The sequence below is a fragment of the Bradyrhizobium cytisi genome, assembly GCF_008123515.1.
Lineage (GTDB): Bacteria > Pseudomonadota > Alphaproteobacteria > Rhizobiales > Xanthobacteraceae > Bradyrhizobium > Bradyrhizobium cytisi.
In genome coordinates, this window is sequence record NZ_VSSR01000016.1 from 19,888 (window position 1) to 41,218 (window position 21,331).

The window sequence follows — 21,331 nt, forward strand, 5'->3', positions numbered from 1 at the left end:
TTTTCATTTACCCTGCGCGGTAAATCGTTTTCGGTCGCCTCGCGGCCTAATCTCTTACCGCGCGCGGTAAGAGATTCACTTCACCGCCTGCCGCTGCCCGGCCTCGACACGCGCAATCGCGGCCAACGGGTCGGCCTCGTAGATGCTCAAACCGAGCGACCGCAATTTCCGGACGATCTCGGCGCCTTCGCGGCGGCCGGACGCATCGCTGAACGGCACGCGCAAGGCGTCGTCGAGATGGTTGGCGATGGTGGGCGAGCACGGCGGAAGTTGCCACGGCTTCAGATTCAGCGCGGCCGATTGGCAATGACAGGCGCAGGATCTCGCGGCACTTTCCCAGCCGCGCTCGGCGAGCCATCGATCAACGCGACCGTGCAGCGCCGGATCATGGCGCGCGAGGTCGAAGGCGCGCTGCAGGGCGTCGCGGTCATTGTCGTCCATCGCGCGCGGCCTCCAACGCGAATTTCTCATAGCCGCTGATCAGCTCGGGCTCCGACGACGGCGACGGCACCAGCAGACGCGCGGAGGGATTCAAGCGCAACATTCTCGAATAGGTGCTGATGGTCCGCTTCGCGTCCGCCAGCACGTTGAGCCAGCCGCTCGGCTTGCCATCCGCCATGACATAGCCGTCAGCCGCGAGTCCCGCGCTGGCGGCCTTCTCCTGCACGATGGCGCGGCAAAAGACGGCCAGCGTCGGCGCATCGCTCGCGTTGAAATGATCGGCCCTCGTGGCGATCACCAGATCGCAGAACACGCTCCTCGCGGCGCCGGCCAAATCGTCGGGCGGCTGAATGCGGGTGGTGGGTTCGGAGAACGGCAGGGTGGCACTGGATCGGCGGGGCATCAGCTCGGCTCCGGTTGGACGGCGGTTCGCTGGCGGTCCGGGCGGCCCCCAGCGATTTGGACCGGCGGCCAGCCCCAGACACCGGGCGGGAGCGAACGGCGCTCCAGCGGGCTCCGGACGGCTTTTCCGGGTCGGGTGCGATCATGAGCACTATCGCGGCGGTTGAAAAGGGGTCGAAACGGCTGGAACCGGGCTCGTAGCATAAATCTACTGCCGTTCCGACAAAGTTCCATCGGCACAACCGCCAAGTGTTCCACGTAGGGTTCCAACTGTGCATCCGCGTTGGAGGATATGGAACCCGGCAAAAAGTGGACCTGCCCCTCAGCCCCCAAAGACGATCAGACGGCCTTGCGGGCCTTAACTGGTGCGTTTGCCCTTGCCAGATGGCCTTTGCCAGCTCGCCAGCCGATCCAACGCATGGGCGGGCTTTGTAGGGCCTCGCACCTTGTGGGCCTTAACCCGCTGATCTAATTGGGCTCTTAGCAGCCTGACACGCATCTCTAACCTTTTGATTTCGCTACATTATTTCTAGAAAAATCTCGAGCGGCGATCACACGGGCCGGTTGCGGTTCCGGAGAAGGACTTTCCAAAAGCCAGCACCGGGTTCCATTGCAGCCGGTGCGCGTCCGATGCCTTTGAGACTGGTCATTTCAGTTTACAACCTGAGATCAGCATCGCGGTCAGGCCACCAAACCGAGCGCCCTGAGCGCGTTGGCCTGCAGATTTTGCAGCAGGACGTGGAAATAGACCTCGCGCGGGCTCGCCGTCTCCGGCAGCTTCGGCAGTGGCGCCGCGATCTCCTCGACCAGCCGCGCGAAGTAGCGACCATCATCGATCATGGCGTCGCCGACCAGCGACTGATGCAGCTTGCGGATCACCTTGGCGGGCTCGTCGTCATCACGCACGGCGGCCTCGCAGCGGGTTCGGCAGATCGATGATGCGCGCGGACCGCGCTCGCTTGGCCTTCTGCTCGGCCAGCCACTTTGCGCGGTTGCGCGCTCGGATCGGCCCCATGATGGTTTCGTCAACCGGGTGATCGACGGCGCGGAGGATCGGGCCATGCAAATCGGCGTCCTGCTTCGTGCCGTCGTCATCGAGGTAAAAGAATTCCTCGGCCGGTTGCGGCTGCGCCTTCGCCATTTCGGCGCGCAGCTCGGCCACCAGACCCTTGAGCACCGCGCGCGTCACCGGGCGCATCTGCTTGCTCTCGTGATAGCCGACGACGGCGGCAATGATCCGGTCGTCGATCCACTTTTGCCATCGCAGCGTTTCGGAATCGGTCAGCGAAGGCGCTGCGCGCTCAGGCTCAGGCACGGGTTCGGGCTCGGGCCGCTTCCAATATTCAGTGGAGTGATCGCGGTGCTCGACCGTGATGCCGGCAGTGCGCGCCAGTGTCGCGCGGGCTTCTGCGAAAATTCTGCGGCCACGTTCATCCATCACGTCACCATGCCGTTGTCGTCAACCATGCCACCGCGCGCGGGTCGCGCTTCGCCCACGTCACCGGCCAACGTACCCTGAGCCCCAGCATATCGGTCTGGAATAGCGATTGCGACGTTGCTGCGACGAGCGGCGGCGTGCCGTCCGTGCTGATGTTCGTCGGCATGTCGTCCATGTGGATCAGGGACTCGGTTGACTCACTGATTTGCGGCGTCGTGCCTGTCGCGCTGACGATGGCAGGAGGCGCGACCGCGATCAGATCATCGGCGGCGATTCCATTGGTCGGCAGGATGACGAACGATGAATTGAGCGCAAGGCCGATAGCGTCCAGCGGCATCGTCCGGGCGCGGGCCGGTTCGGCGAGAAGAACAATCGGCTCGGTCCTGCTCACAGCAGCCACGACACGGGTCAGCGTCTTGATGTCGGCGATCATCGCGGCGGTCGGATCGCTCGCCGCGCTGGCGGTGCTGGCCGCGACGCCGTTGCGTAGACCGGCCGGACGTTCGTCCGCGATGGCAGGATTGCTGTCGAACAGCGCTACGTCGAGCGCGAGGCCGACGCTTTGCACTAGAGCATCGCCAACCATCTTCTGCGCATTGCCAGCGCTGGCGTTGCAAACTTCGTTGCTCAAAATGGTGAGGGTGGCGAATTTGTTCGGCTCCAGCTTGAGTGACGAGGCCAGCAACATGCGGACCGGGATCGGCGCACGTTCACGGACAAAACCCACAAGACCAGCATCGGCGATGAACGACGGCACGCTGATCGTTTCGTACCTGTTGAATTTCAGTTGCAGCGTCTTGTCGAGCAGGATCGATCCAGCCGAGACGGCCGCGAGCGCGGCGATGACGTATTCCGTCAAAGTCTGGGTCAACGCAGGCGCGTCCGACGTACTGGTCGGATCGACCGCCGCCTTGACCACCAATCCGACTTTCGTGTCTTTCGGCCACATCCGCGCGGCGACTTCAATCGGATTTTGCTTGGGCGAATCGCGACGCTCGGCGGCGAGAACATGCGCGGTCGCGGCGCGCGTGAAGATCGCGAGTCCAGCGCGGCGCGTGGCATCGCGGTCGGGTCGGAGCGGAATTGGTTCAAGGTCTGGGCTCATGGCCGGCAGGATGGCACGGCTTCCGGTTGGCCGATGAAGTAGGGTCACGGTTTTTTTCGTCAGCTCACGTCGGAGGCCGATACGGCTTGTGCTCGATGGGCGGGAATCGGAGAGCAGCGGCCGACGCCTTGACCTGTTCGATGCTCGCCTCATGCTCTTCCCGCGAAAGCCGGGGCACCTTGAGAGCGACGGATGCCTCGATGCGCTGCCGATCATCAATCGAGATGCGGTTACCGAGCTGATCGAGTCGCTCGTAGGCCGCATCCCAGAAGTAGCGGCGCTGGTGATCAATTTCGATTCTGCTCTCGGTGATGCTCGCGAGCCATGCCACATGCTTTTGGCGCGGCTTGCCGTCAATCCTCACGCTCTCGACGATGACGGCAGTCCATCGCACATCCTGCCCGACCGATCCGTCAGCGCGATGTCGCGTGCGCAGATAACTCCCGCGCGCGTTGCGAACGAGGCCAAACTCGTCGCGCAACTGTGGCCCATAGTCGCCAATGTCCGGCTGCTGCCGCTTTCGACTCTGCCATCGCACATACATGGCCGTAGTGTCCCAACTTCGTCCAATGTGATCAAGTTAATGCACTACGCTTTCTCACCGCTTCGCCGCGTCCGCCGCTTCCGTCAGCCCGCGCGTGATCGCCTCGCCCATCTTGCCCGCATCGTCGGCGTCGGCCTCGTCGAGCCAGTGCACGCCGCGCACCAGATAATCGAGCAGCATTTCGCCGACCCTCACGGGCGCGATGGCAACGCGATCTTTCTTGTTCTGCCGGTAGCGTCGCTGCGCCAGCCGCCGACGCTCGCGCTTGGCGGCGCGGCTGCGGCGGCAGGATGGTGGGCGGGTGAGCATCAGTGCAGCGTGCTACGCGCGGCTGGCGGCTCGGTGAGGCGGTGCGAGTGCTTTTCGAGAAACGCTCTCGCGCGCTCCTGAACCGCATGCACACTTTCGAGGATCGCATCACTCGCCGCTCGCCGATCTAAATCAAACTCGGCGCGGAATTCATCGTCGATCCGGCGGAGAGCGGTGGCGTCGGCCTCGTCCATCCGCGCGCGCACCCACGGCGCATCGTTGGCATGACCTTGTGCGAACGCCTTGGCCTCCTGCAGGCTCTTCAGGCGAACATTGTGGATGTATCTCACGTACCATTTCCCCGATGATCGACCGACCGCGAAGCGGGCGATGTGATACCCAATGACGCCGGTCGGACGGCCGCCGGGGCCGCGAGTTTCCCATCGATGAATTTCATATCGGCGCTTGGCTGCGGTCTGGGATTTCCAACCGTCCTTGCTCGTGCGCCGCCACTTCAGTTTGGTTTGCCGGATCATGGATCATCTCCGCTGCGCGTTGCCGGCATCCGGCCGGCGCGGGTTAAGTTTCTGAACCTAGCTTCGTCCGCCGCATCGCCTCCTGCGCGCTCCAACGCGGTGCCGGCGGCGCGTGCTTGGTTTGGATGTCGCGGCCCCAAATCCCCTGCATGCATGCAGCCTGCACGCTGCATGCAGGGGTTATAGGGGGGGCGCGTACAGGGGAGCGTGCAGGAAGCGTGCAGGGAGCGTGCAGGGTCATGGGGACCACCCCCTTCGCACGATGCGGCTGGTGCCGCGCGAGGCGGCGCCGTACGGTTCCACGGCGACCTTGGCGGCGGCTATCAGCCGGTCGAGGGCGTCGGCGAAATGGCCGGTGGTGAACTTTGCCGCCTTGCCTTCGGTGGTCTTGGCGAACAGCGTCGGCGCGTAGTTGTTCGCGTTCTGCTTCGGGCTGACGTTCTCGCCCTTCGCCGTGAACCTGTCGAGCAATTGCAGGAAGAGCGCATCGGCCGCCGCGTTCCTTGCCGCCTGCTCGGGCGCACTCGGTGCGCGCACCGGCACATACAGGCCGTTCGCCCATTGCAGCTCCACGCGCTCGGACAGTGCCGAGTAATTGCTCTTCATGAACTCCAGCACGCGGGTGCCGCTGCGGTCGTCGCTCTCGATGTGCATGTACGCGCGGGCGCGCATCGAATTGTGCCATTGCGTGCTTCCGCTCAGCCCGGTCTTGCTGGCGATGCCCGCGACGCTGGGATGGCTCGACATGATGACGTAGCCATTGGCCGCGATGGCGATCTGCCTCATCAGCGCGACGAATTGCCGAACCTGACTGCGGTCAATCTCGCTGCCGCCGTACACGTCGGCGACGTTGTCGATCACGGTGCAGATCGGCTGCACGGCGCGCGCTCGCTCCAGCAATTGGGCATAGAGCGGCGTCGGCACGATGCGCCCGCTGCGATCAGGCAGCGCCAGCAACGGGTCTTGGTTGGCCAGCGAGAACACATGCAAGTCAGCCGCGATGTCGCTGAATTTCGCACGATAATTTTTCAGGATGGGATCGAGGCGGCGCACCAGCTCGTCGCCTTCGTCCTCGCAATTGACGAGCAGCACCGGCCCTTGCTCGGGCATCGAGCGCAGCCAATCGCGACCCAGCGCATGGGCGACGGCCAGTTGCAGCAGCGTGATCGATTTACCGACTGCGCCTTCGCCAGACAACAGACAGACGGCACGTCGCGGGAAGCGGTCGCGCACGCCCCATTCGCGCTCCGGGATCGGCGCGGTGTCGTACTTAGCCAGATCGATCCGCGCCAGTTCGGGCGGCGGTGCGGGGTCGGTCGGCGGTTGCTGCTCGCGCCCACGATCCGTGCCACGCGCTGACGCACTTCCATCATCGTTAGCGCGGCGAAGTGGGATCGCGGCTTCGGCCTTGGCAAGCGCGAGCTGGTCTTCGAGAGCCTCGCAGAAGCGAAGCTCGGGTGGCTGCAGTCTGGTGATGCCGTATGATTTGTGGCGATACTCGTGCAGCAATTGTGCCTGCTGAAAAGAAAGCTGCGGCGCTTCCTGTCGAATGCAGGCGATCTCGTATCGATCAGAGTCGGTCAGGGTGAAGCGCGAGCCGTCGAATTGGGTGTCGGTGATCTTCATATTGCGAAGCCCGATGGATTCGCGCTACACGTCACCCGCTCTTTGCTGGAGCAACACTCAGGTGACAATCTCCATTGTTGTCGGTTGCGCCGCCCCGGTCTCCACCGGGGCGGTCGCGCATCGGCAACAGTGAAAGGCGCGAAGGCGGTGCCTGATCTCGGTCAGGTCCGCGCAGTGGGTTTCGGCTTGCCCGCCGGTTTGCAGCTCAGCACGGACATTGCGGTCCGTGGTCGTTCTTAACTGTTCACCTCGACGTTCTCCGGCGTGGCGTAGACTCCAATCGCTTCGCCGTTCGGAAGCAGAATGTCGATTTCCTATGCGCCATCTTGCAAGACGAGCGTGACGCTGCACCCGGTGGCGCAGACCGCTGGCGCGTTCTTGTCCTTCGTGAAGCCGAGCCGCACGAGTTGGGCGAAACCGTTGATTCCGGAATCCGTGATGTGGGTATCCATGGGCTCAGGCCTCCGCGCTCGCGGCTTGAGAGGCAGTGCTCTCTTTCTGCGTCGTGGCCTTTCCGCCCTCGCGCCACGCCTTGGCAGCTTCGACGCTGATCCGGGTGGCGTGTCCGATCTTCTTGATCTCCGGCCCGGTGCCGGTGCGCGCCATGCGGTAATAGGTTTCGAGGCTGATGTTGTGCGCCTCGCAGAACTGCGGGATCGTGTACATCGTCGATTCAACCGGCAGCTTCGCCTGCTCGGCCTTCGCCTTCTTAAGTTTTTCCTTCGCGGTGACGCGGGGTTTTTTTGGGCCGGTCTTTTTGCGAGCCATGGCGGCGACTCCACTCGATGGATACTGCCGCTAAGCTACCGCTCGTGTTGTTGCGCGCGCAAACCAGCGCACAGCCGCGCGCTTTCCTTAAGCCAGCTTTTTAGGCCGAGTTTTATTGAAAGGCCTGACAGAATCCGTTTTGAGATTTTTTTTCGAGCGACGGCGCGATGCCGGCCGGCGGCACCGAAACGGCGCGGCGAATCATGGGAACTGGCAAAAGAAAACCCGGCGCCGCGAACGACACCGGGTCTAGGTTCAGATGTTCTGAAGGTGGCCTCAGCTCGCCATCGCCATGTCGGCATCGTCGTGATGCAGCAGCGCCCGGCGGCTGATGTCGTCAGCGTGTTCAACGATGAACTTCGAATAGTGCCGCTCAATCGCCGCGACGGATGTGTCGTGCGAGGCCGCGACGATCCGCACCGGGACGTTGAGCAGCAACGCGCGCACGATGCTGCTGTGCCGCAAGGCGTACATCGACACCGTGTCGGGGTCCTCCCCGATGGCGGTGACGACGGCGCGGATGTCCTCGCGGTAATTGTCGCTCGGCCGCTCGCCCCATGGCGCGCCATCGGCCTGCAGCAACAGCGGCGCATCCGGCGCCCGGCCCTTTGCGGCGGCCTTCAGCTTCAGCGCCAGCGCCGCAGTGATCGCCACCGAGAAGCGCTCAGCCTTGCGCGCAGCGCGGTTCTTGGAGCCGCCCTTGCCGCTCTTCGGCATCCGCAACCGTGGCGCCTTCGGATGCACCACCAGATCGGCGACCAGCAGCCGCGACGCCTGCGACGGTCGCGCGCCGGTCACCGCCAGCGTATCGACGTACAGGCCGAGCGCGCCGTCGCGCACATAGGACGCGCGGACGAAGGCGCTCACCTGCTTGTCGGCCAAGATGACGTTGCGGTCGTTGTCGGCGTCGGGCAGGCTTTCGAGGCCAACCTCCCAAGCGTCCGCGTTGACGATGCGCGGATCGTGCCGCGCCGCCAGCTTCAACGCGGTGCGCAGACACTTCAGCATCCGGTTGATCGATGAATCCGCCAGCGCGCCCCCGATCAGGCTGTCGCGCCATTTTTTCAGCTCGGTCGCGGACAACATCGCCACCGGCTTCATCAGCAGCGCGACGCTCAAATGCTTGCGCGGCATCCGCGCGTTGTAGATCGAACCTTGGCGCGCTTCGAGATCGCGCTCATAAGCGGTCAACGCCTGATCGACGTTGACCGGCGCGAAACTACTCGCGGTCTCGGTGTCGCTGTCGCCGCGTGCCACCGTGCGCGCCTGCTTGATCGCCTGATCGTAGTTGAACACGCGCTTGTCGTCGGCGGGCTCCATGTCGTCGGCGATGCCGAATTTGCGCATCCAGCCATTCGGACTGCCATCAGCGAAGCGCACGCTCCACGTTCCGAAGCCGCTCGCATTGCGCCGATAGCCGAGCGCGATGTGCGGCGCGACGCGAACGAAATAGGACGCCTTGCGCGGCGTGAGCTTGGCGCGCGCGGTCGGAGTCTCCAGCGCGATCTTGCGGGGCTTGGGCATGGCGGAAGCGTCCTCGGTTTTAAGCCAGTGTAAAAAACAGCGGTAGCCTAGTGGCAGATAAGCACCAGCATAGCGTCAGCTAGTTTCACATGGCATTTCAAGGGGTTACGCGCAAGTCTAGCACCGTCCAGCGCTACGCTACAACTTGCAAATTCTCCCCTTGTGGGAGAAGGTGGCGCGAAGCGCCGGATGATGGGTTCTCTCAGCACGCTCGACTGCAAGAGGCGGACTCGCGGAGACAACCCCTCACCCGTCTCGCCGCTATCGCGGCGAGCCACCCTCTCCCACAGGGGGCCCACAGGGGGAGAGGGTAAAAATACCGCAGCTCCCTACTTATTTCTCACCCCTCTTCACCCGTCCCCTGCTTTGCGACCGCGACCGTTTCTCGCTAGAACAGTCCCCGCAACAAAGCCCCAAACAACAATGCTGAGGGAGAAAACGACATGCAAAAACTCATCGCCGCCGTCGCGGCCAGCTTCGCTATCGCCGCGACCTGCGGCGCAGCGCAGGCGCAGATTTCCGACAACGTCGTCAAGCTCGGCGTGCTCACGGACATGTCGAGCCTTTATGCCGACGCGACCGGCAAGGGGTCGCTGGCCGCCGTCGAGATGGCCGTCGCCGATTACGGCGGCAAGGTCGCTGGCGTTCCGATCCAGATCGTTTCCGCCGACCATCAGAACAAGCCCGACGTCGGCGTCAATATCGCCCGCAACTGGTACGACAACGAGAAGGTGGACGCGGTCCTCGACGTGCCGACCTCTTCGGTCGCACTGCCGATTTCGGCGCTGACGCGCGAGAAGAACAAGATCAACATCAACTCCGGCGGCGGCTCATCGGACATCACCGGCACCGCCTGCTCGCCCAACACGGTGCACTGGACCTACGACACCTACGCGCTGTCGAACGTCGCCGGCAAGGCGATGGTCAAGCGCGGCGAGGACACCTGGTTCTTCATCACGGCAGACTACGCCTTCGGCATGGCGCTGCAGCGCGACGCCGCCAATGTCGTCAAGGAGAGCGGCGGCAAGGTGCTCGGCGAGGTCCGCCATCCGCTCAACTCGTCGGACTTCTCGTCCTTCCTGCTGCAGGCCCAGGCCTCGAAGGCCAAGGTGGTTGCGCTCGCGAACGCCGGCGGCGACACCACCAACGCGCTGAAGCAGGCGGCCGAATTCGGCCTGACGCAAGGCGGGCAGAAGATGATCGCGCTGCTCATGGAGATCACCGACGTTCACTCGCTCGGCATCAAGGCGACACAAGGCCTGATCATCACCGATGCGTTCTACTGGGACACGAACGACGAAACCCGTGCCTTCTCCAAGCGCTTCAACGAGAAGGTCGGCCACATGCCGACCATGATCCAGGCCGGGCTCTATTCGGCGACCATGCACTATCTGAAGGCGATCGAGGCCATCAAGACCGATGAGGCGCCGAAGGTGATGGAGCAGATGCGCAAGACGCCGATCAACGACTTCTTCGCCAGGAACGGCAAGATCCGCATCGACGGCCGCATGGTCCACGACATGTATCTGTTCGAGGTGAAGAAGCCGGAAGAGTCCAAGGGCGAGTGGGACCTCTACAAGCTGATCGCCACCGTGCCCGGCGACGAAGCTTTCCGCCCGCTCGACAAGGGCGGCTGCCCGCTGGTGAAGTGAACTCGACAGCGCGCCCGGTGAAAACCGGGCGCGCTTCGTTTAGGAGGTCAGAAGCGCATTACTCCGAGTACTTGAACTCGGGCATCTTCTTCAGATCGTCCTTGCTGGCATTGAACACGGCGTGGTCCGGATACCACTTCGAGCCAGACGACGCCGTCGCAGTCTTGTCGGTGCCGGTCGCCGCGCCCGTGGTGGTGGTCGACTTGCTCATGGTGCCGGGTCCGCCTGGGCTCATGCCGGGCGCGCCGGGAGCCGTACCGCCGCCAGAATAGGCCACCGCCTCATTGGTGAATTTCAACTTGTCGTAGGGAACGGCGACCAGATGCTCGCCCATGCCGAGGAAGCCGCCGACGCCGATCACGGCGGTCTTGATCGCACCGCTCTTGTCCATCAGGAGGTCGTTGATCGAGCCGATGTTCTCGTTGGCGTCGTTGTAGATCCTCAGGCCGGCCATCTTCGATGCGCGCCAATCACCCGACGCGCTCGTGGTTGTGGTGGTCGCGGTAGATGCGTTTGGCGACTTGTCGGTGGTGGCCGTCGGGTTTTGTGCAACCGCAACGGTCGCAAGCAGTGCCGTGCCGGCAAGGCCGGCGGCGATTGATTTCATCAACATGGTTGTCCTCTCCTTCAGCAGAAACTTGTGCGGAGAGAACAAACACGATCAGCGGCAGTTCCTGTGCTGCGGCAATTTCGTTGCGCAGTTGCGCTGCGTTGCGAGGAAGGTTCCTGCGTCACGCAGAACGTTGTGCGGTTCCCCGCCGACGATCTTGCGCCCTGGGATGTAGCTCGATCGCGGCGAGGAACGCGCCGACCTGCGTCGATCAGGTCAGCTCTGGTAATCGATCAGCAGCGCCGAAAAATCCGAACTGCTCGACGAGCTCGTGGTGCCATTGGCACCGTAGGACGAGCTCGATGACTGCGACTGCTGCAGGGCCTGGAGGAACTGCTCGAGGACCTTGGCCGTGCTGGACTCGGTCGAGCTGCTGCTCGTCGAGTCCGTCGACGACGCGGAATCCGAAGCGCCGTCATCCGACGGCGGCGGACCGGGAGGCGGGCCACCCGCGCCGCCGGGACCGCCGGGGCCCCTGGCGAAGGCGGACTGAAACACGCCCTTCAGCTCGTCGGCCTGGTCCGACGTCAGCGTCCCGTTCGAGACCTCGCTGGAGATGAGATCGTCGATCTTCGATTTCAGGCCGTCCTTGGACGGCTTGGTGCCGCCGGACTGATCGCTGGAGCGGCTCTGCTGAAGCGCCGTGTCGATGTCCTGCAGCGCGCTCGTGAGCGCCGACTGGTCCGAGGACGAGATCGTGCCGTCCGACACTTCCGATTGCAATTCCTGCTGCAGCTTCTGCAGCGGCGACTGGTAATGACCGGCGGAGGCCGCCGAAATCGAGGTCATGATGGCACCGTGGTTTTTGCGGGTTTCGTATCCAACTGCGCCACGGTATGGTTAACGGGCTTAACGAGACCTTGCCGTATGACGACCCGGTCGTTGCGGGGTGTTGCGGACATACATTTGGAAACAATCTGAAACAAAAATCTTCGCCTTTTGGCCCGAATCTTGGACAAACAAGGCTCATGGCCATTTCTTCTCCCAACATCCTGGTCGTCGAGGACGACCGCGAGACCCGGACGTTGATTGCGAAATATCTCCGCAACAACTCCTGCAACGTTACCGCTGTGAGCGACGGCCGCGAGATGTCGCGCGCCATGGCCGACCACCGCGTTGATCTCATCATCCTGGACGTCATGCTGCCGGGCGAGGACGGTCTCAGCTTGTGCCGCAAGGTGCGCGCGGAAGCACAGACGCCGATCATCATGCTGACCGCGCGCGGCGAGGACGTCGACCGCATCGTCGGCCTCGAGATGGGCGCGGACGATTATCTGCCGAAGCCGTTCAACCCGCGCGAGCTGCTCGCCCGCATCAACGCGGTGCTGCGGCGCCAGGCCTCCGCGCAGGCCGCGAGCTCGATCGAGGGCGCCTCCACGCTCGCCTTCGAAGGCTGGCGCATCGACCTGCGGCTGCGCGAGCTGCGCAATCCGGAAGGCGCGCGCGTCGCGGTGACCAGCGCCGAGTTCGACCTGCTCAGGACGTTCTGCGAGCGTCCCGGCCGTGTGCTCTCGCGCGACAGCCTGCTCGACCTCACGCAGGGCCGCAACACCGGCTCGTTCGAGCGCTCGATCGACGTGCTGGTCAGCCGCATCCGCCGCAAGATCGAGCCCAATCCGGCCGATCCCACCATCATCAAGACGGTGCGCTCCGGCGGTTACCTGTTTACGCCCAGAACGGAAGCGGTTACGACGCCCCTGAGCAACTGACGGGGCGTTAAGACGATGAGGCCGTTCGGGTTCTTCCACCTCAAGGGCATCGGCGGGCAGATCGCAGCACTGGTGCTGGCCTCGACCGTCGCGCTGCATCTCGTCGTCACCACCGCGTTCCTGATCAGCCGGCCCGACCGCCCGGACACGCCGCCGGACGGCGCACCCCAACTGGCGGATGCCGCGCTGCTGCTCGGCTCGGCCAAGCCGGACGAGCGGCCGCGCCTGATCGCCGATCTCACGCGCGCCTTTCCGAAGCTCAACATCGAGACATCAGCACCAGGCACCGCGACGGTGATCGAGGACAGCGAAAGTCAGCACCTGCACGGGCTCCGCCGCCATCTCGGCCGCGGCTACAAGGTGGTGCAGCTCGCGCCCGAGGGCGGCGCCCACCGCATCGGCGTGGTCCTGCCTGACGGCACCATGATCGCCGGCCATGTCGACGGCGGTCCGCGTCCCTGGTTCTGGGGCGCGCCGTGGCTGGTGACGCTGCTGACCGCCTTCATCTCCATCAGCGTGCTCGGCCTGTGGGCGGCGCGCGCGCTGGCGACGCCGTTGTCGTCCTTTGCCAAGGCGGCTGAGGATTTCAGCCTCGACGGCACCTCCGAGCCGCTGCCCGAACGTGGCCCGGAGGAGATCCGCCTGGTCGCCCGCGCGCTCAACCGCATGCATGAGCGGATCGGGCGGCTGATGGCTGATCGCACCCGGATGCTGGCTGCGATCAGCCACGATCTGCGCACCCCGATCACGCGGCTGCGCCTGCGCGCCGAGTTCATCGAGGACGAGGGCAACCGCAAGCGCATGCTGATCGACCTCGACCAGATGCGCTCGATGCTGGAGAGCGTGCTGTCGCTGCTGCGCAACGATCGCAAGATCGAGGCGATCACGCTGGTCGACATCGCGAGCACATTGCAGCTGATCGCCGACCAGTTCGGCGACATGGGCCATGTCGTGCACTACGAGGGCCCGCTATCTGCGACCGCCGCGGCGCGTCCCGACGATCTGCATCGCGGCGTCACGAACCTGGTCGAGAACGCTGTGCGCTTCGGCGCCGAGGTGACGATCCGTCTCGATGTGTCAGGCACAAAGCTCGTCATCGACGTCGAGGATGACGGCCCCGGCATTTCCGATGCGCGCAAGCAGGAGATGCTGGAGCCGTTCGTGCGCGGCGACGACGCGCGCACCATGGACGAGTCCACCGGCTTCGGCCTCGGCCTGTCGATCGCGCGCGCGATCGCGCTCGCCCATGGCGGCGAGCTGTCGCTGCACGACCGCCCGCCGCACGGGCTGATCGTGCGGATGCAATTGCCGGTGTGGCAACAGCCGCGGCTGGCGGCGTAGCTTCAGGCTGCGAGCGGCGGGTGCTCGACTTCCATCTCGTCAAAGATCGCGATCGCCTCGAAGCGATAGCCGCAGGCGCTGCAATTCCAGAGATATGAGATGCGTCCCTCGCCCGGTTCGATCCAATCAGGTTGCGGGATCGGCGTCCCGCATTGCGCACAGGGATTTCGCCTGGGGATGTCGCCGATGTGTGCCTTCACCACGTTTGCTTTTGTCATGGCACCTCTCCCGATTTGCAGCGTTTTGATACTCGCTTTCGCGTCTGCGCGCGAATAGACAGGCTCGTTGTCACGAGCTGCGGTCTTCCACCCGAGGTGAACCCTTACGGCGGCATTGCGTCGTAACAGCGGCTCTGCGTCGCAAAAATCGTGATCGGCGACGTTTCGCCACATCATCGCCGCGTTCAAGGGTCCTAACGGTTCCAGTGCAGGTCGCCCAGGAACCGCGGGGATATCCGATGAAAATTTTACGGGTTGTCGCGCTCATCGCGGCCGGGCTGGTATCACCGCAGGCCGCATTTGCGGGCCAGGCCGAATATGCCGAGATGGTCGCCATGCATGCGCGCACCAACGGCGTGCCGGAGGCGCTGGTGCATCGCGTCATCATGCGCGAGAGCCGCTATCAGCCCGGCCTGGTCGGCCATGGCGGCACCATCGGGCTGATGCAGATCAAGCTCGCGACCGCCCGCGGCCTCGGCTACACCGGCGATGCCGCCGGCCTGCGCGACCCCAACACCAACCTCACCTATGCCGTAAAATACCTCGCCGGCGCCTATCAAGCCGCCAACGGCGACCACGACCGCGCCGTGCGTTATTTCGCGGGCGGCTATTACTACGTTGCAAAGCAGCAGCGCCAACAAATGGTGCAGCACGTCCGCAACGCGCGGGCGCAGGCACTCAAGTAATCCCCTGTTCCGGGCCAAACGCGTTGACCACCCCGCCCCGCTGGCCTACATTAGAGCCGTTCCGAGGGGTGCTCCGAGGAGGAGCTGAGATACCGCTAAATGGGCAAAGCCTGCAATTCAGCAAGCCTGCCCAGGACCGCGGTGACCCTTTGAACCTGATCCGGGTCATGCCGGCGAAGGGACAGGGATGTTACAGACGACCAAGCGACCGGATTCTCCGGTATCCATCATCGGAGCAGGCATAGCCGGAGCCTGGCAAGCGCTGTTGTTCGCGCAGGCCGGCCATGCCGTGACGCTACACGAGCGCAGTGACGCAGGAATGACCGATGCCACCAGCCATTGGGCCGGCGGCATGCTCGCGCCTTATTGCGAGGCGGAGGTCGCCGAGCCCATCATCAGCCGCCTGGGGCTACGCTCGCTCGACATCTGGCGGCGCGAATTGCCTGATACCCCCTTCAATGGCTCGCTCGTCGTGGCCCATCCGCGCGAGCGCAACGATTTTGAGCGCTTTGCAGGGATGACCGAGGGCCACCGCCGGCTCGATGCAGCGGCTTTAACCGCGCTCGAACCGTCGCTCGAGGGCCGCTTCCGCGACGCGCTGTTCTTCCCGACCGAAGGCCATGTCGAGCCGCGCCGCGTGCTGCCGAAACTGCACGCGCGCATCGTTGCCGCCGGCGGCACCATCAAGTTCGGAAGCGATATCACCGCCCAAGATCTGCAAGGCCTCGATGGCATCGTGATCGACTGCCGCGGCCTGACCGCGCGCGAGGAACAAGGCGAGCTGCGCGGCGTCAAGGGCGAGATGATTTTGATCGAGACCAGCGAGGTCAGGCTTTCGCGCCCGGTGCGGCTGATCCATCCGCGCTGGCCGCTCTACGTGATCCCGCGCGAGGGCAATCTGTTCATGCTGGGCGCGACCTCGATCGAGGCAGAGGACACCGGCGTCAGCGTCCGCTCGGCGCTGGAGCTGCTGGGCGCGGCCTATGCCGTGCATCCGGCCTTTGGCGAGGCCCGCATCGTCGAATTCGGCTCGGGCCTGCGCCCCGCGTATCCCGACAATCTGCCGCGCATCGGCGTGCGCGGCGGCAAGATCAGCGTCAACGGGCTCTACCGCCACGGCTTCCTGCTCGCGCCGGCCCTCGCCGAGCTGACGCTCAGCTATGTCGAGCGCGGTCAGATCGACAATGAGGTGATGCAATGCGCGTGATCGTTAACGGCGAGCAGCGCGAGATCAATGCGGCAAGCGTGGACGCGTTGCTCAGCGAGCTCGACTACGAGGGCACGCATTTCGCCATCGCGCTCAACTACGATGTCGTGCCGAAAAGCCGCTGGGCCGAGACGGCGCTGAACGCGGGCGACGAGATCGAGATCATCACGCCGCGGCAGGGAGGGTGAAGTGATGTCACTCCATTTATCGCCTCGGCGCGCGCCACACACTCCGCCGTCATCGCCCGGCTTGACCGGGCGATCCAGTACGCCGCGGCTCCTCGTTTCCAGCCGCACTGCCGCGGAGTACTGGATCCCCGCTTTCGCGGGGATGACAGCATCAATTGAGGAGACACCTCGGACATGGTGACCTTCTACGGCAAAACCTTCCCCTCCCGTCTCCTCATCGGCAGCGCGCTCTATCCCTCGCCCGCGATCATGCAGGACGCGATCCGCGCCTCCGGCTCGAACATCGTCACGGTGTCGCTGCGGCGCGAATCCGCCGGTGGCAAGACCGGTGACGCCTTCTGGAAGCTGATCCGCGAGCTCGATGTCACCGTACTGCCGAACACCGCCGGCTGCCGCAGCGTGCGCGAGGCCGTGACCACCGCAAAGCTCGCGCGCGAATTGTTCGGCACCAGCTGGATCAAGCTCGAGGTCATCGCCGACAACGACACGCTGCAGCCCGATGTCGTCGGCCTGGTCGAGGCCGCGACCATCCTGATCAAGGACGGTTTTGAGGTGTTCCCCTATTGCACCGAGGATCTCTCGGTCGCCAACCGCCTGGTCGACGCCGGCTGCAAGGTGGTGATGCCGTGGGCCGCCCCGATCGGCTCGGCCCGCGGCATCACCAACCGCGACGCACTCAAGCTGATGCGCGAGCGGCTGCCCGACATCACGCTGGTGGTCGATGCCGGCATCGGCGCGCCCTCGCACGCGGCCGAGGCGCTCGAGCTCGGCTACGACGCCGTGCTGCTCAACACGGCGATCGCAAAGGCCGCCGATCCCGTCGCCATGGCCAACGCCTTCCGCCTCGGCTGTGATGCCGGCCGCACCGCATTTGAAGCCGGGCTGATGAACGCCCGCGACTTCGCCTCTCCTTCAACCCCTGTCGTTGGGACCCCGTTCTGGCATGCCGTATCCTGATCGCAACGCGTATCCTGATCGATTTTACCCCGTCGTCGACAGCCTCAAATGGGTCGAGCGCCTGACAAAGCTCGGCGTCGGCACCATTCAGCTGCGCACGAAAGACCTCAACGACGCCGACGCGCTGCAGGTCGTCACCGACGCGCTGGCGATCACCAAGGGCACGCAGGCCAAGCTGGTCGTGAACGACTATTGGCGCGCCGCGATCGTCGCCGGCGCAAAATACCTGCATCTCGGCCAGGAGGATCTCGCCGACGCCGACCTCAAGGCGATCCGCGAGGCCGGCCTGTCGCTCGGCGTCTCCACGCATGACGAGGCGGAGCTTGAAGCCGCGCTTGCGGCCAAGCCGGATTACGTCGCGCTCGGCCCGATCTTCTTCACCACGCTCAAATCGATGCGCTTCGAACCGCAGGGCATTCCAAAGATCACGGAATGGAAGAAGCGCTTAGGCCACATCCCGCTGGTCGCGATCGGCGGCATCAAGTTCGAGCACGCCGCGGAGATCTTTGCCGCAGGCGCGGATTCCATCGCCGTCGTCAGCGACGTCACCCAGAACGCCGACCCGGACGCCCGCGTGCGGCAGTGGCTCGGCCAGTCGAAGGAGGCTGCGTGATGGCCCCACTCTCACCACTCGTCATTGCGAGGAGCCCTTGCGACGAAGCAATCCAGAATCCCTCCACGGATGCAGTCTGGATTGCTTCGCTGCGCTCGCAATGACGGAGCAAGAATTCACCGCCGTCGCTCAAACGCACGCGCACCGAAATTAACCGGAGGACCCCATGAACATCCGCTCCAACCCGCAACAGACCGTTCCCGCCGTCACCACCGGCCCGCTGCCCTCGTCGCGAAAAATCTTCGCCTCGCCCGATGCCGCGCCCGACCTGCGCGTTCCCTTGCGCGAGATCATCCTGTCCGAAGGTGCCGGCGAGCCGAACCTGCCGGTGTACGACACCTCGGGCCCCTACACCGACCCAAGCGTCACCATCGACGTCAACGCCGGTCTCGCCCGCGGCCGCAAGCAGTGGGTGCTGGAGCGCGGCGGCGTCGAGGAATATGCGGGACGGCAGATCAAGCCGGAGGACAATGGCAGCGTCTCCACCGACAAGGCCGCGCGCGCCTTCGCCGCCTATCACCAGCCGCTGCGCGGTCTCGACGGCCACAAGATCACGCAGCTCGAATTCGCCCGCGCCGGCATCATCACCAAGGAGATGATCTACGTCGCCGCCCGCGAAAATCTCGGCCGCAAAGAACAACTCGATCGCGCGGAAGCCGCCCTCGCCGACGGTGAGAGCTTTGGCGCCTCGGTGCCCGCCTTCATCACCCCGGAGTTCGTGCGCAGCGAGATCGCGCGCGGTCGCGCCATCATCCCCTGCAACATCAACCATTCAGAACTGGAGCCGATGATCATCGGCCGCAACTTCCTGACCAAGATCAACGCCAATATCGGCAACTCGGCGGTGACGTCGTCGGTCGAGGAAGAGGTCGAGAAGATGGTGTGGGCGATCCGCTGGGGCGCCGACACCGTGATGGACCTCTCGACGGGGCGCAACATCCACACCACGCGTGAGTGGATCCTGCGCAATGCGCCGGTGCCGATCGGTACCGTTCCGATTTATCAGGCGCTGGAGAAGTGCAACGGCGATCCGGTGCAGCTGACCTGGGAGCTCTACAAGGACACGCTGATCGAGCAGTGCGAGCAGGGCGTCGACTATTTCACCATCCACGCCGGCGTGCGCCTGCAATACATCCACCTCACCGCCAACCGCGTCACCGGCATCGTCTCGCGCGGCGGCTCGATCATGGCGAAGTGGTGCCTGGCGCATCACAAGGAAAGCTTCCTCTACACCCATTTCGACGAGATCTGCGACGTCATGCGCAAGTATGACGTCTCGTTCTCGCTCGGCGACGGCCTGCGCCCCGGCTCGATCGCGGACGCCAACGACCGCGCCCAGTTCGCGGAGCTGGAGACGCTCGGCGAGCTCACCAAGATCGCGTGGGACAAGGGCTGCCAGGTCATGATCGAAGGCCCCGGCCACGTGCCGATGCACAAGATCAAGATCAACATGGACAAGCAGCTCAAGGAGTGCGGCGAAGCGCCGTTCTACACGCTTGGACCGCTGACCACCGACATCGCGCCGGGCTATGACCACATCACCTCAGGGATAGGTGCGGCCATGATCGGCTGGTTCGGCTGCGCCATGCTCTGCTACGTCACGCCGAAGGAGCATCTCGGCCTGCCCGATCGTAACGACGTCAAGGTCGGCGTCATCACCTACAAGATCGCCGCCCACGCCTCCGATCTCGCCAAGGGCCACCCCGCCGCCCAGCTGCGCGACGACGCCCTCTCCCGCGCCCGTTTCGACTTCCGCTGGAGCGACCAGTTCAACCTCGGCCTCGATCCGGATACCGCGAAAAACTTCCACGACGAGACCCTGCCGAAGGAAGCCCACAAGGTCGCGCATTTCTGCTCGATGTGCGGACCAAAATTCTGCTCGATGAAGATCACGCAGGACGTGCGGGATTATGCGGCGACGCTGAACGATCCGAACTCGATCGGCATGTCGCTGAGCGGCACCGCCGAGGACGGCATGAAGCAGATGAGCGCGAAGTTCAAGGAGATGGGCTCAAGCGTGTATCTGGATGCGGAGAAGGTGAAGGAGAGCAATCGGGTGCTCTGAGTCATCCCTTTCAAGACACACACGTCCATAAGAAGCCGGGCTATTGCCCGGCTTCTTTTTATCCGCTGGACACCAACGACTCAACGCGACATATTCTATCTAAGGTAGATTATACTTTCCAACAGGACTTTTGTTTCAAGCACCTTGAGATTTGGAGCGAGACAATGGGAAACGATGGTGAAGGCTCATTGGTCGAACAATGGACACGAAGGCTCAAGAACCGCCCCTTAGTCGCCGCGATAACAATATTTGCGACGGTGGTTGCGGGAGTCGGCTCGTTCACCAATTCGATCAACGATTTTCTTGGTCTCTTCAGGGAGAGCCAAAAATCGCCGCCTGTAGTTCTGACTCTTCCATCACCGTTGCCTCAGCCGCCCAAACGGATTTCGTTTAACGAAGACTTTCAGTTGGGAGAGGTCGCCGCATATTCTTCGACACACGGCGTGTCCGTCCGCACGCAGTTTATCACACCTGACGCGGCGCAAATTGGCGCATCGGCGGACGGCCAGTCAATTCGCTACAGCAACACACAAGAGGCGACCAGATGTCTCTGTACAGACAAGACTGCGATCGCTTGATCGTCACTATCAGGGTTATCTCTTTTGAAATCAAAGGTGGATTGACTCTTGAGGAGGTGCAGAAGCTTGGCCGGGCGGGCGAGATGCTTGTCGACAGAAAGGTCGTTGGAAGCATTTCCGGAAAATGTGAAGAGTAGCAAGTATGGGCAAGTGAAGCGACATTCGGGATTGACGGTCGCGCCGAATATCGCCGATGGTCTCGCTGACTATGTCACTGCGGACGATTGATTTGCCAAGCTCCATCCGCACCCGCCTTCCCGACCAGCTCTGTCCCAACCTGCGCCTCGTCTTCGTCGGCACCGCCGCCAGCACGCGTTCGGCCGAGCTCGGGCACTATTACGCCCATCCCGGCAACCGCTTCTGGCGCGCGATCCATGAGGCCGGGATCACGCCGCGGCGCTATCAGCCGGGCGAGTTCGCCGCGCTGACCGAACTCGGGATCGGCTTCACCGACCTTTCCAAGTCGGGCGCTGGGATGGATCATCAGATCGCGGCTGAAGCAATCGACGTGCCGGGGTTCAGGACCAAGATCGACAAGTATCGGCCGCGGACGATTGCGTTCACGAGCAAGAAGGCGGCGAGCTTGTTTTATGGCAGGCCGTCGAGCGGGATTGCGCTCGGGCGGCAGCCGCGCGACGAGAGCCTGCCGGAGATATTTGTGTTGCCGTCGCCGTCCGGCGCTGCGTCCGGGCATTGGACGCTGGAGCCGTGGCGGGAGCTGGCGGAGTGGATCGCTGCGGAGGGTGGCTAATCAATAGCGCCCCAGACGCAGTGCCGTAGGGTGGGCAAAGGCGCCCCTGCGCCGTGCCCACCATCTCTCCACCAATCCGCTAGAACGGTGGGCACGGCTCGCGAACGGCGCGCCTTTGCCCAC

General features: G+C 64.0%; 25 protein-coding genes and 1 riboswitch. Of the genes, 11 read left to right on the top strand and 14 right to left on the bottom strand.

The window, feature by feature from the left end:
• Positions 1-75: 75 nt before the first annotated feature.
• The 11 genes from FXB38_RS09150 to FXB38_RS09195 form a co-directional block, all read right to left on the bottom strand.
• Positions 76-441 carry a hypothetical protein gene (locus tag FXB38_RS09150; RefSeq protein ID WP_148750545.1) on the bottom strand — a complete coding sequence of 122 codons (366 nt, stop codon included), beginning with the start codon at positions 439-441 and terminating at the stop codon, positions 76-78.
• Positions 428-844, bottom strand: a complete 417-nt coding sequence (locus tag FXB38_RS09155) for a P27 family phage terminase small subunit (protein ID WP_148750546.1) — start codon at positions 842-844, stop codon at positions 428-430. Before FXB38_RS09155 ends, FXB38_RS09150 begins: the two co-directional genes overlap by 14 nt.
• Positions 845-1,524: 680 nt before the next feature.
• Entirely contained in the window at positions 1,525-1,749 is a 225-nt protein-coding gene (locus FXB38_RS09160; protein ID WP_148750547.1) for a hypothetical protein, read from the bottom strand.
• Positions 1,742-2,281 carry a hypothetical protein gene (locus tag FXB38_RS09165; RefSeq protein WP_148750548.1) on the bottom strand — a complete coding sequence of 180 codons (540 nt, stop codon included), beginning with the start codon at positions 2,279-2,281 and terminating at the stop codon, positions 1,742-1,744. Before FXB38_RS09165 ends, FXB38_RS09160 begins: the two co-directional genes overlap by 8 nt.
• A 4-nt stretch (positions 2,282-2,285) precedes the next feature.
• Complete coding sequence (locus FXB38_RS09170) at positions 2,286-3,602, bottom strand: hypothetical protein (RefSeq protein ID WP_187434760.1); 1,317 nt, start codon at positions 3,600-3,602, stop codon at positions 2,286-2,288.
• Positions 3,603-3,984: 382 nt separating this feature from the next.
• Positions 3,985-4,239: a hypothetical protein gene (locus FXB38_RS09175; RefSeq protein ID WP_148750550.1), complete on the bottom strand. Its 255-nt coding sequence runs from the start codon at positions 4,237-4,239 to the stop codon at positions 3,985-3,987.
• Positions 4,239-4,715, bottom strand: coding sequence for a hypothetical protein (locus tag FXB38_RS09180; protein WP_148750551.1), 477 nt, complete (start codon positions 4,713-4,715; stop codon positions 4,239-4,241). Before FXB38_RS09180 ends, FXB38_RS09175 begins: the two co-directional genes overlap by 1 nt.
• A 237-nt stretch (positions 4,716-4,952) precedes the next feature.
• The gene (locus FXB38_RS09185; RefSeq protein ID WP_148750552.1) at positions 4,953-6,341 is read right to left on the bottom strand and encodes an AAA family ATPase; all 1,389 of its coding nucleotides are present in this window, start codon (positions 6,339-6,341) and stop codon (positions 4,953-4,955) included.
• Between the two features lie 314 nt (positions 6,342-6,655).
• The gene (locus FXB38_RS42625) at positions 6,656-6,793 is read right to left on the bottom strand and encodes a hypothetical protein (protein WP_187434761.1); all 138 of its coding nucleotides are present in this window, start codon (positions 6,791-6,793) and stop codon (positions 6,656-6,658) included.
• 4 nt (positions 6,794-6,797) lie between these two features.
• The gene (locus FXB38_RS09190; RefSeq protein ID WP_148750553.1) at positions 6,798-7,109 is read right to left on the bottom strand and encodes a helix-turn-helix domain-containing protein; all 312 of its coding nucleotides are present in this window, start codon (positions 7,107-7,109) and stop codon (positions 6,798-6,800) included.
• A 276-nt stretch (positions 7,110-7,385) separates the two neighbouring features.
• Positions 7,386-8,633, bottom strand: a complete 1,248-nt coding sequence (locus FXB38_RS09195) for a site-specific integrase (RefSeq protein WP_148750554.1) — start codon at positions 8,631-8,633, stop codon at positions 7,386-7,388.
• 443 nt (positions 8,634-9,076) lie between these two features.
• On the opposite strand from FXB38_RS09195, the gene FXB38_RS09200 reads away from it, so the two are divergent.
• Positions 9,077-10,285: an ABC transporter substrate-binding protein gene (locus FXB38_RS09200; RefSeq protein WP_148750555.1), complete on the top strand. Its 1,209-nt coding sequence runs from the start codon at positions 9,077-9,079 to the stop codon at positions 10,283-10,285.
• Between the two features lie 58 nt (positions 10,286-10,343).
• Here FXB38_RS09200 and FXB38_RS09205 read toward each other — a convergent pair whose 3' ends face one another.
• Positions 10,344-10,898, bottom strand: a complete 555-nt coding sequence (locus tag FXB38_RS09205) for a PRC-barrel domain-containing protein (protein ID WP_148750556.1) — start codon at positions 10,896-10,898, stop codon at positions 10,344-10,346.
• 213 nt (positions 10,899-11,111) lie between these two features.
• Positions 11,112-11,684 carry a hypothetical protein gene (locus FXB38_RS09210; RefSeq protein ID WP_148750557.1) on the bottom strand — a complete coding sequence of 191 codons (573 nt, stop codon included), beginning with the start codon at positions 11,682-11,684 and terminating at the stop codon, positions 11,112-11,114.
• 179 nt (positions 11,685-11,863) lie between these two features.
• On the opposite strand from FXB38_RS09210, the gene FXB38_RS09215 reads away from it, so the two are divergent.
• Both FXB38_RS09215 and FXB38_RS09220 read left to right on the top strand, forming a co-directional pair.
• Positions 11,864-12,604: a response regulator gene (locus FXB38_RS09215; RefSeq protein WP_148750558.1), complete on the top strand. Its 741-nt coding sequence runs from the start codon at positions 11,864-11,866 to the stop codon at positions 12,602-12,604.
• A 15-nt stretch (positions 12,605-12,619) separates the two neighbouring features.
• Positions 12,620-13,945: an ATP-binding protein gene (locus FXB38_RS09220; protein WP_148750559.1), complete on the top strand. Its 1,326-nt coding sequence runs from the start codon at positions 12,620-12,622 to the stop codon at positions 13,943-13,945.
• Between the two features lie 2 nt (positions 13,946-13,947).
• Here FXB38_RS09220 and FXB38_RS09225 read toward each other — a convergent pair whose 3' ends face one another.
• Positions 13,948-14,163 (bottom strand): hypothetical protein, encoded by a 216-nt coding sequence (locus FXB38_RS09225; RefSeq protein ID WP_187434762.1) that lies wholly within the window; start codon positions 14,161-14,163, stop codon positions 13,948-13,950.
• Positions 14,164-14,402: 239 nt separating this feature from the next.
• On the opposite strand from FXB38_RS09225, the gene FXB38_RS09230 reads away from it, so the two are divergent.
• From FXB38_RS09230 to FXB38_RS09270, 8 genes are all read left to right on the top strand, one after another.
• Entirely contained in the window at positions 14,403-14,849 is a 447-nt protein-coding gene (locus FXB38_RS09230) for a lytic transglycosylase domain-containing protein (RefSeq protein ID WP_148750560.1), read from the top strand.
• Positions 14,850-14,903: 54 nt separating this feature from the next.
• A riboswitch (TPP riboswitch) is annotated at positions 14,904-15,048 on the top strand.
• Entirely contained in the window at positions 15,037-16,056 is a 1,020-nt protein-coding gene (locus FXB38_RS09235) for an FAD-dependent oxidoreductase (RefSeq protein ID WP_148750561.1), read from the top strand. It overlaps the preceding riboswitch by 12 nt.
• Complete coding sequence (thiS, locus tag FXB38_RS09240) at positions 16,047-16,244, top strand: sulfur carrier protein ThiS (protein ID WP_148750562.1); 198 nt, start codon at positions 16,047-16,049, stop codon at positions 16,242-16,244. The genes FXB38_RS09235 and thiS overlap by 10 nt, the downstream gene beginning before the upstream one ends.
• Positions 16,245-16,418: 174 nt before the next feature.
• On the top strand, positions 16,419-17,201 hold the full coding sequence (locus tag FXB38_RS09245; RefSeq protein WP_148750563.1) for a thiazole synthase: 783 nt from the start codon (positions 16,419-16,421) through the stop codon (positions 17,199-17,201).
• The gene (locus FXB38_RS09250) at positions 17,188-17,814 is read left to right on the top strand and encodes a thiamine phosphate synthase (protein ID WP_148750564.1); all 627 of its coding nucleotides are present in this window, start codon (positions 17,188-17,190) and stop codon (positions 17,812-17,814) included. The genes FXB38_RS09245 and FXB38_RS09250 overlap by 14 nt, the downstream gene beginning before the upstream one ends.
• Before the next feature lie 166 nt (positions 17,815-17,980).
• Positions 17,981-19,879, top strand: coding sequence for a phosphomethylpyrimidine synthase ThiC (gene thiC, locus FXB38_RS09260; protein WP_148750566.1), 1,899 nt, complete (start codon positions 17,981-17,983; stop codon positions 19,877-19,879).
• A 164-nt stretch (positions 19,880-20,043) separates the two neighbouring features.
• Positions 20,044-20,457 (top strand): hypothetical protein, encoded by a 414-nt coding sequence (locus tag FXB38_RS09265; RefSeq protein WP_148750567.1) that lies wholly within the window; start codon positions 20,044-20,046, stop codon positions 20,455-20,457.
• Positions 20,458-20,665: 208 nt separating this feature from the next.
• The gene (locus FXB38_RS09270; protein ID WP_187434787.1) at positions 20,666-21,208 is read left to right on the top strand and encodes a mismatch-specific DNA-glycosylase; all 543 of its coding nucleotides are present in this window, start codon (positions 20,666-20,668) and stop codon (positions 21,206-21,208) included.
• Positions 21,209-21,331: the final 123 nt, after the last annotated feature.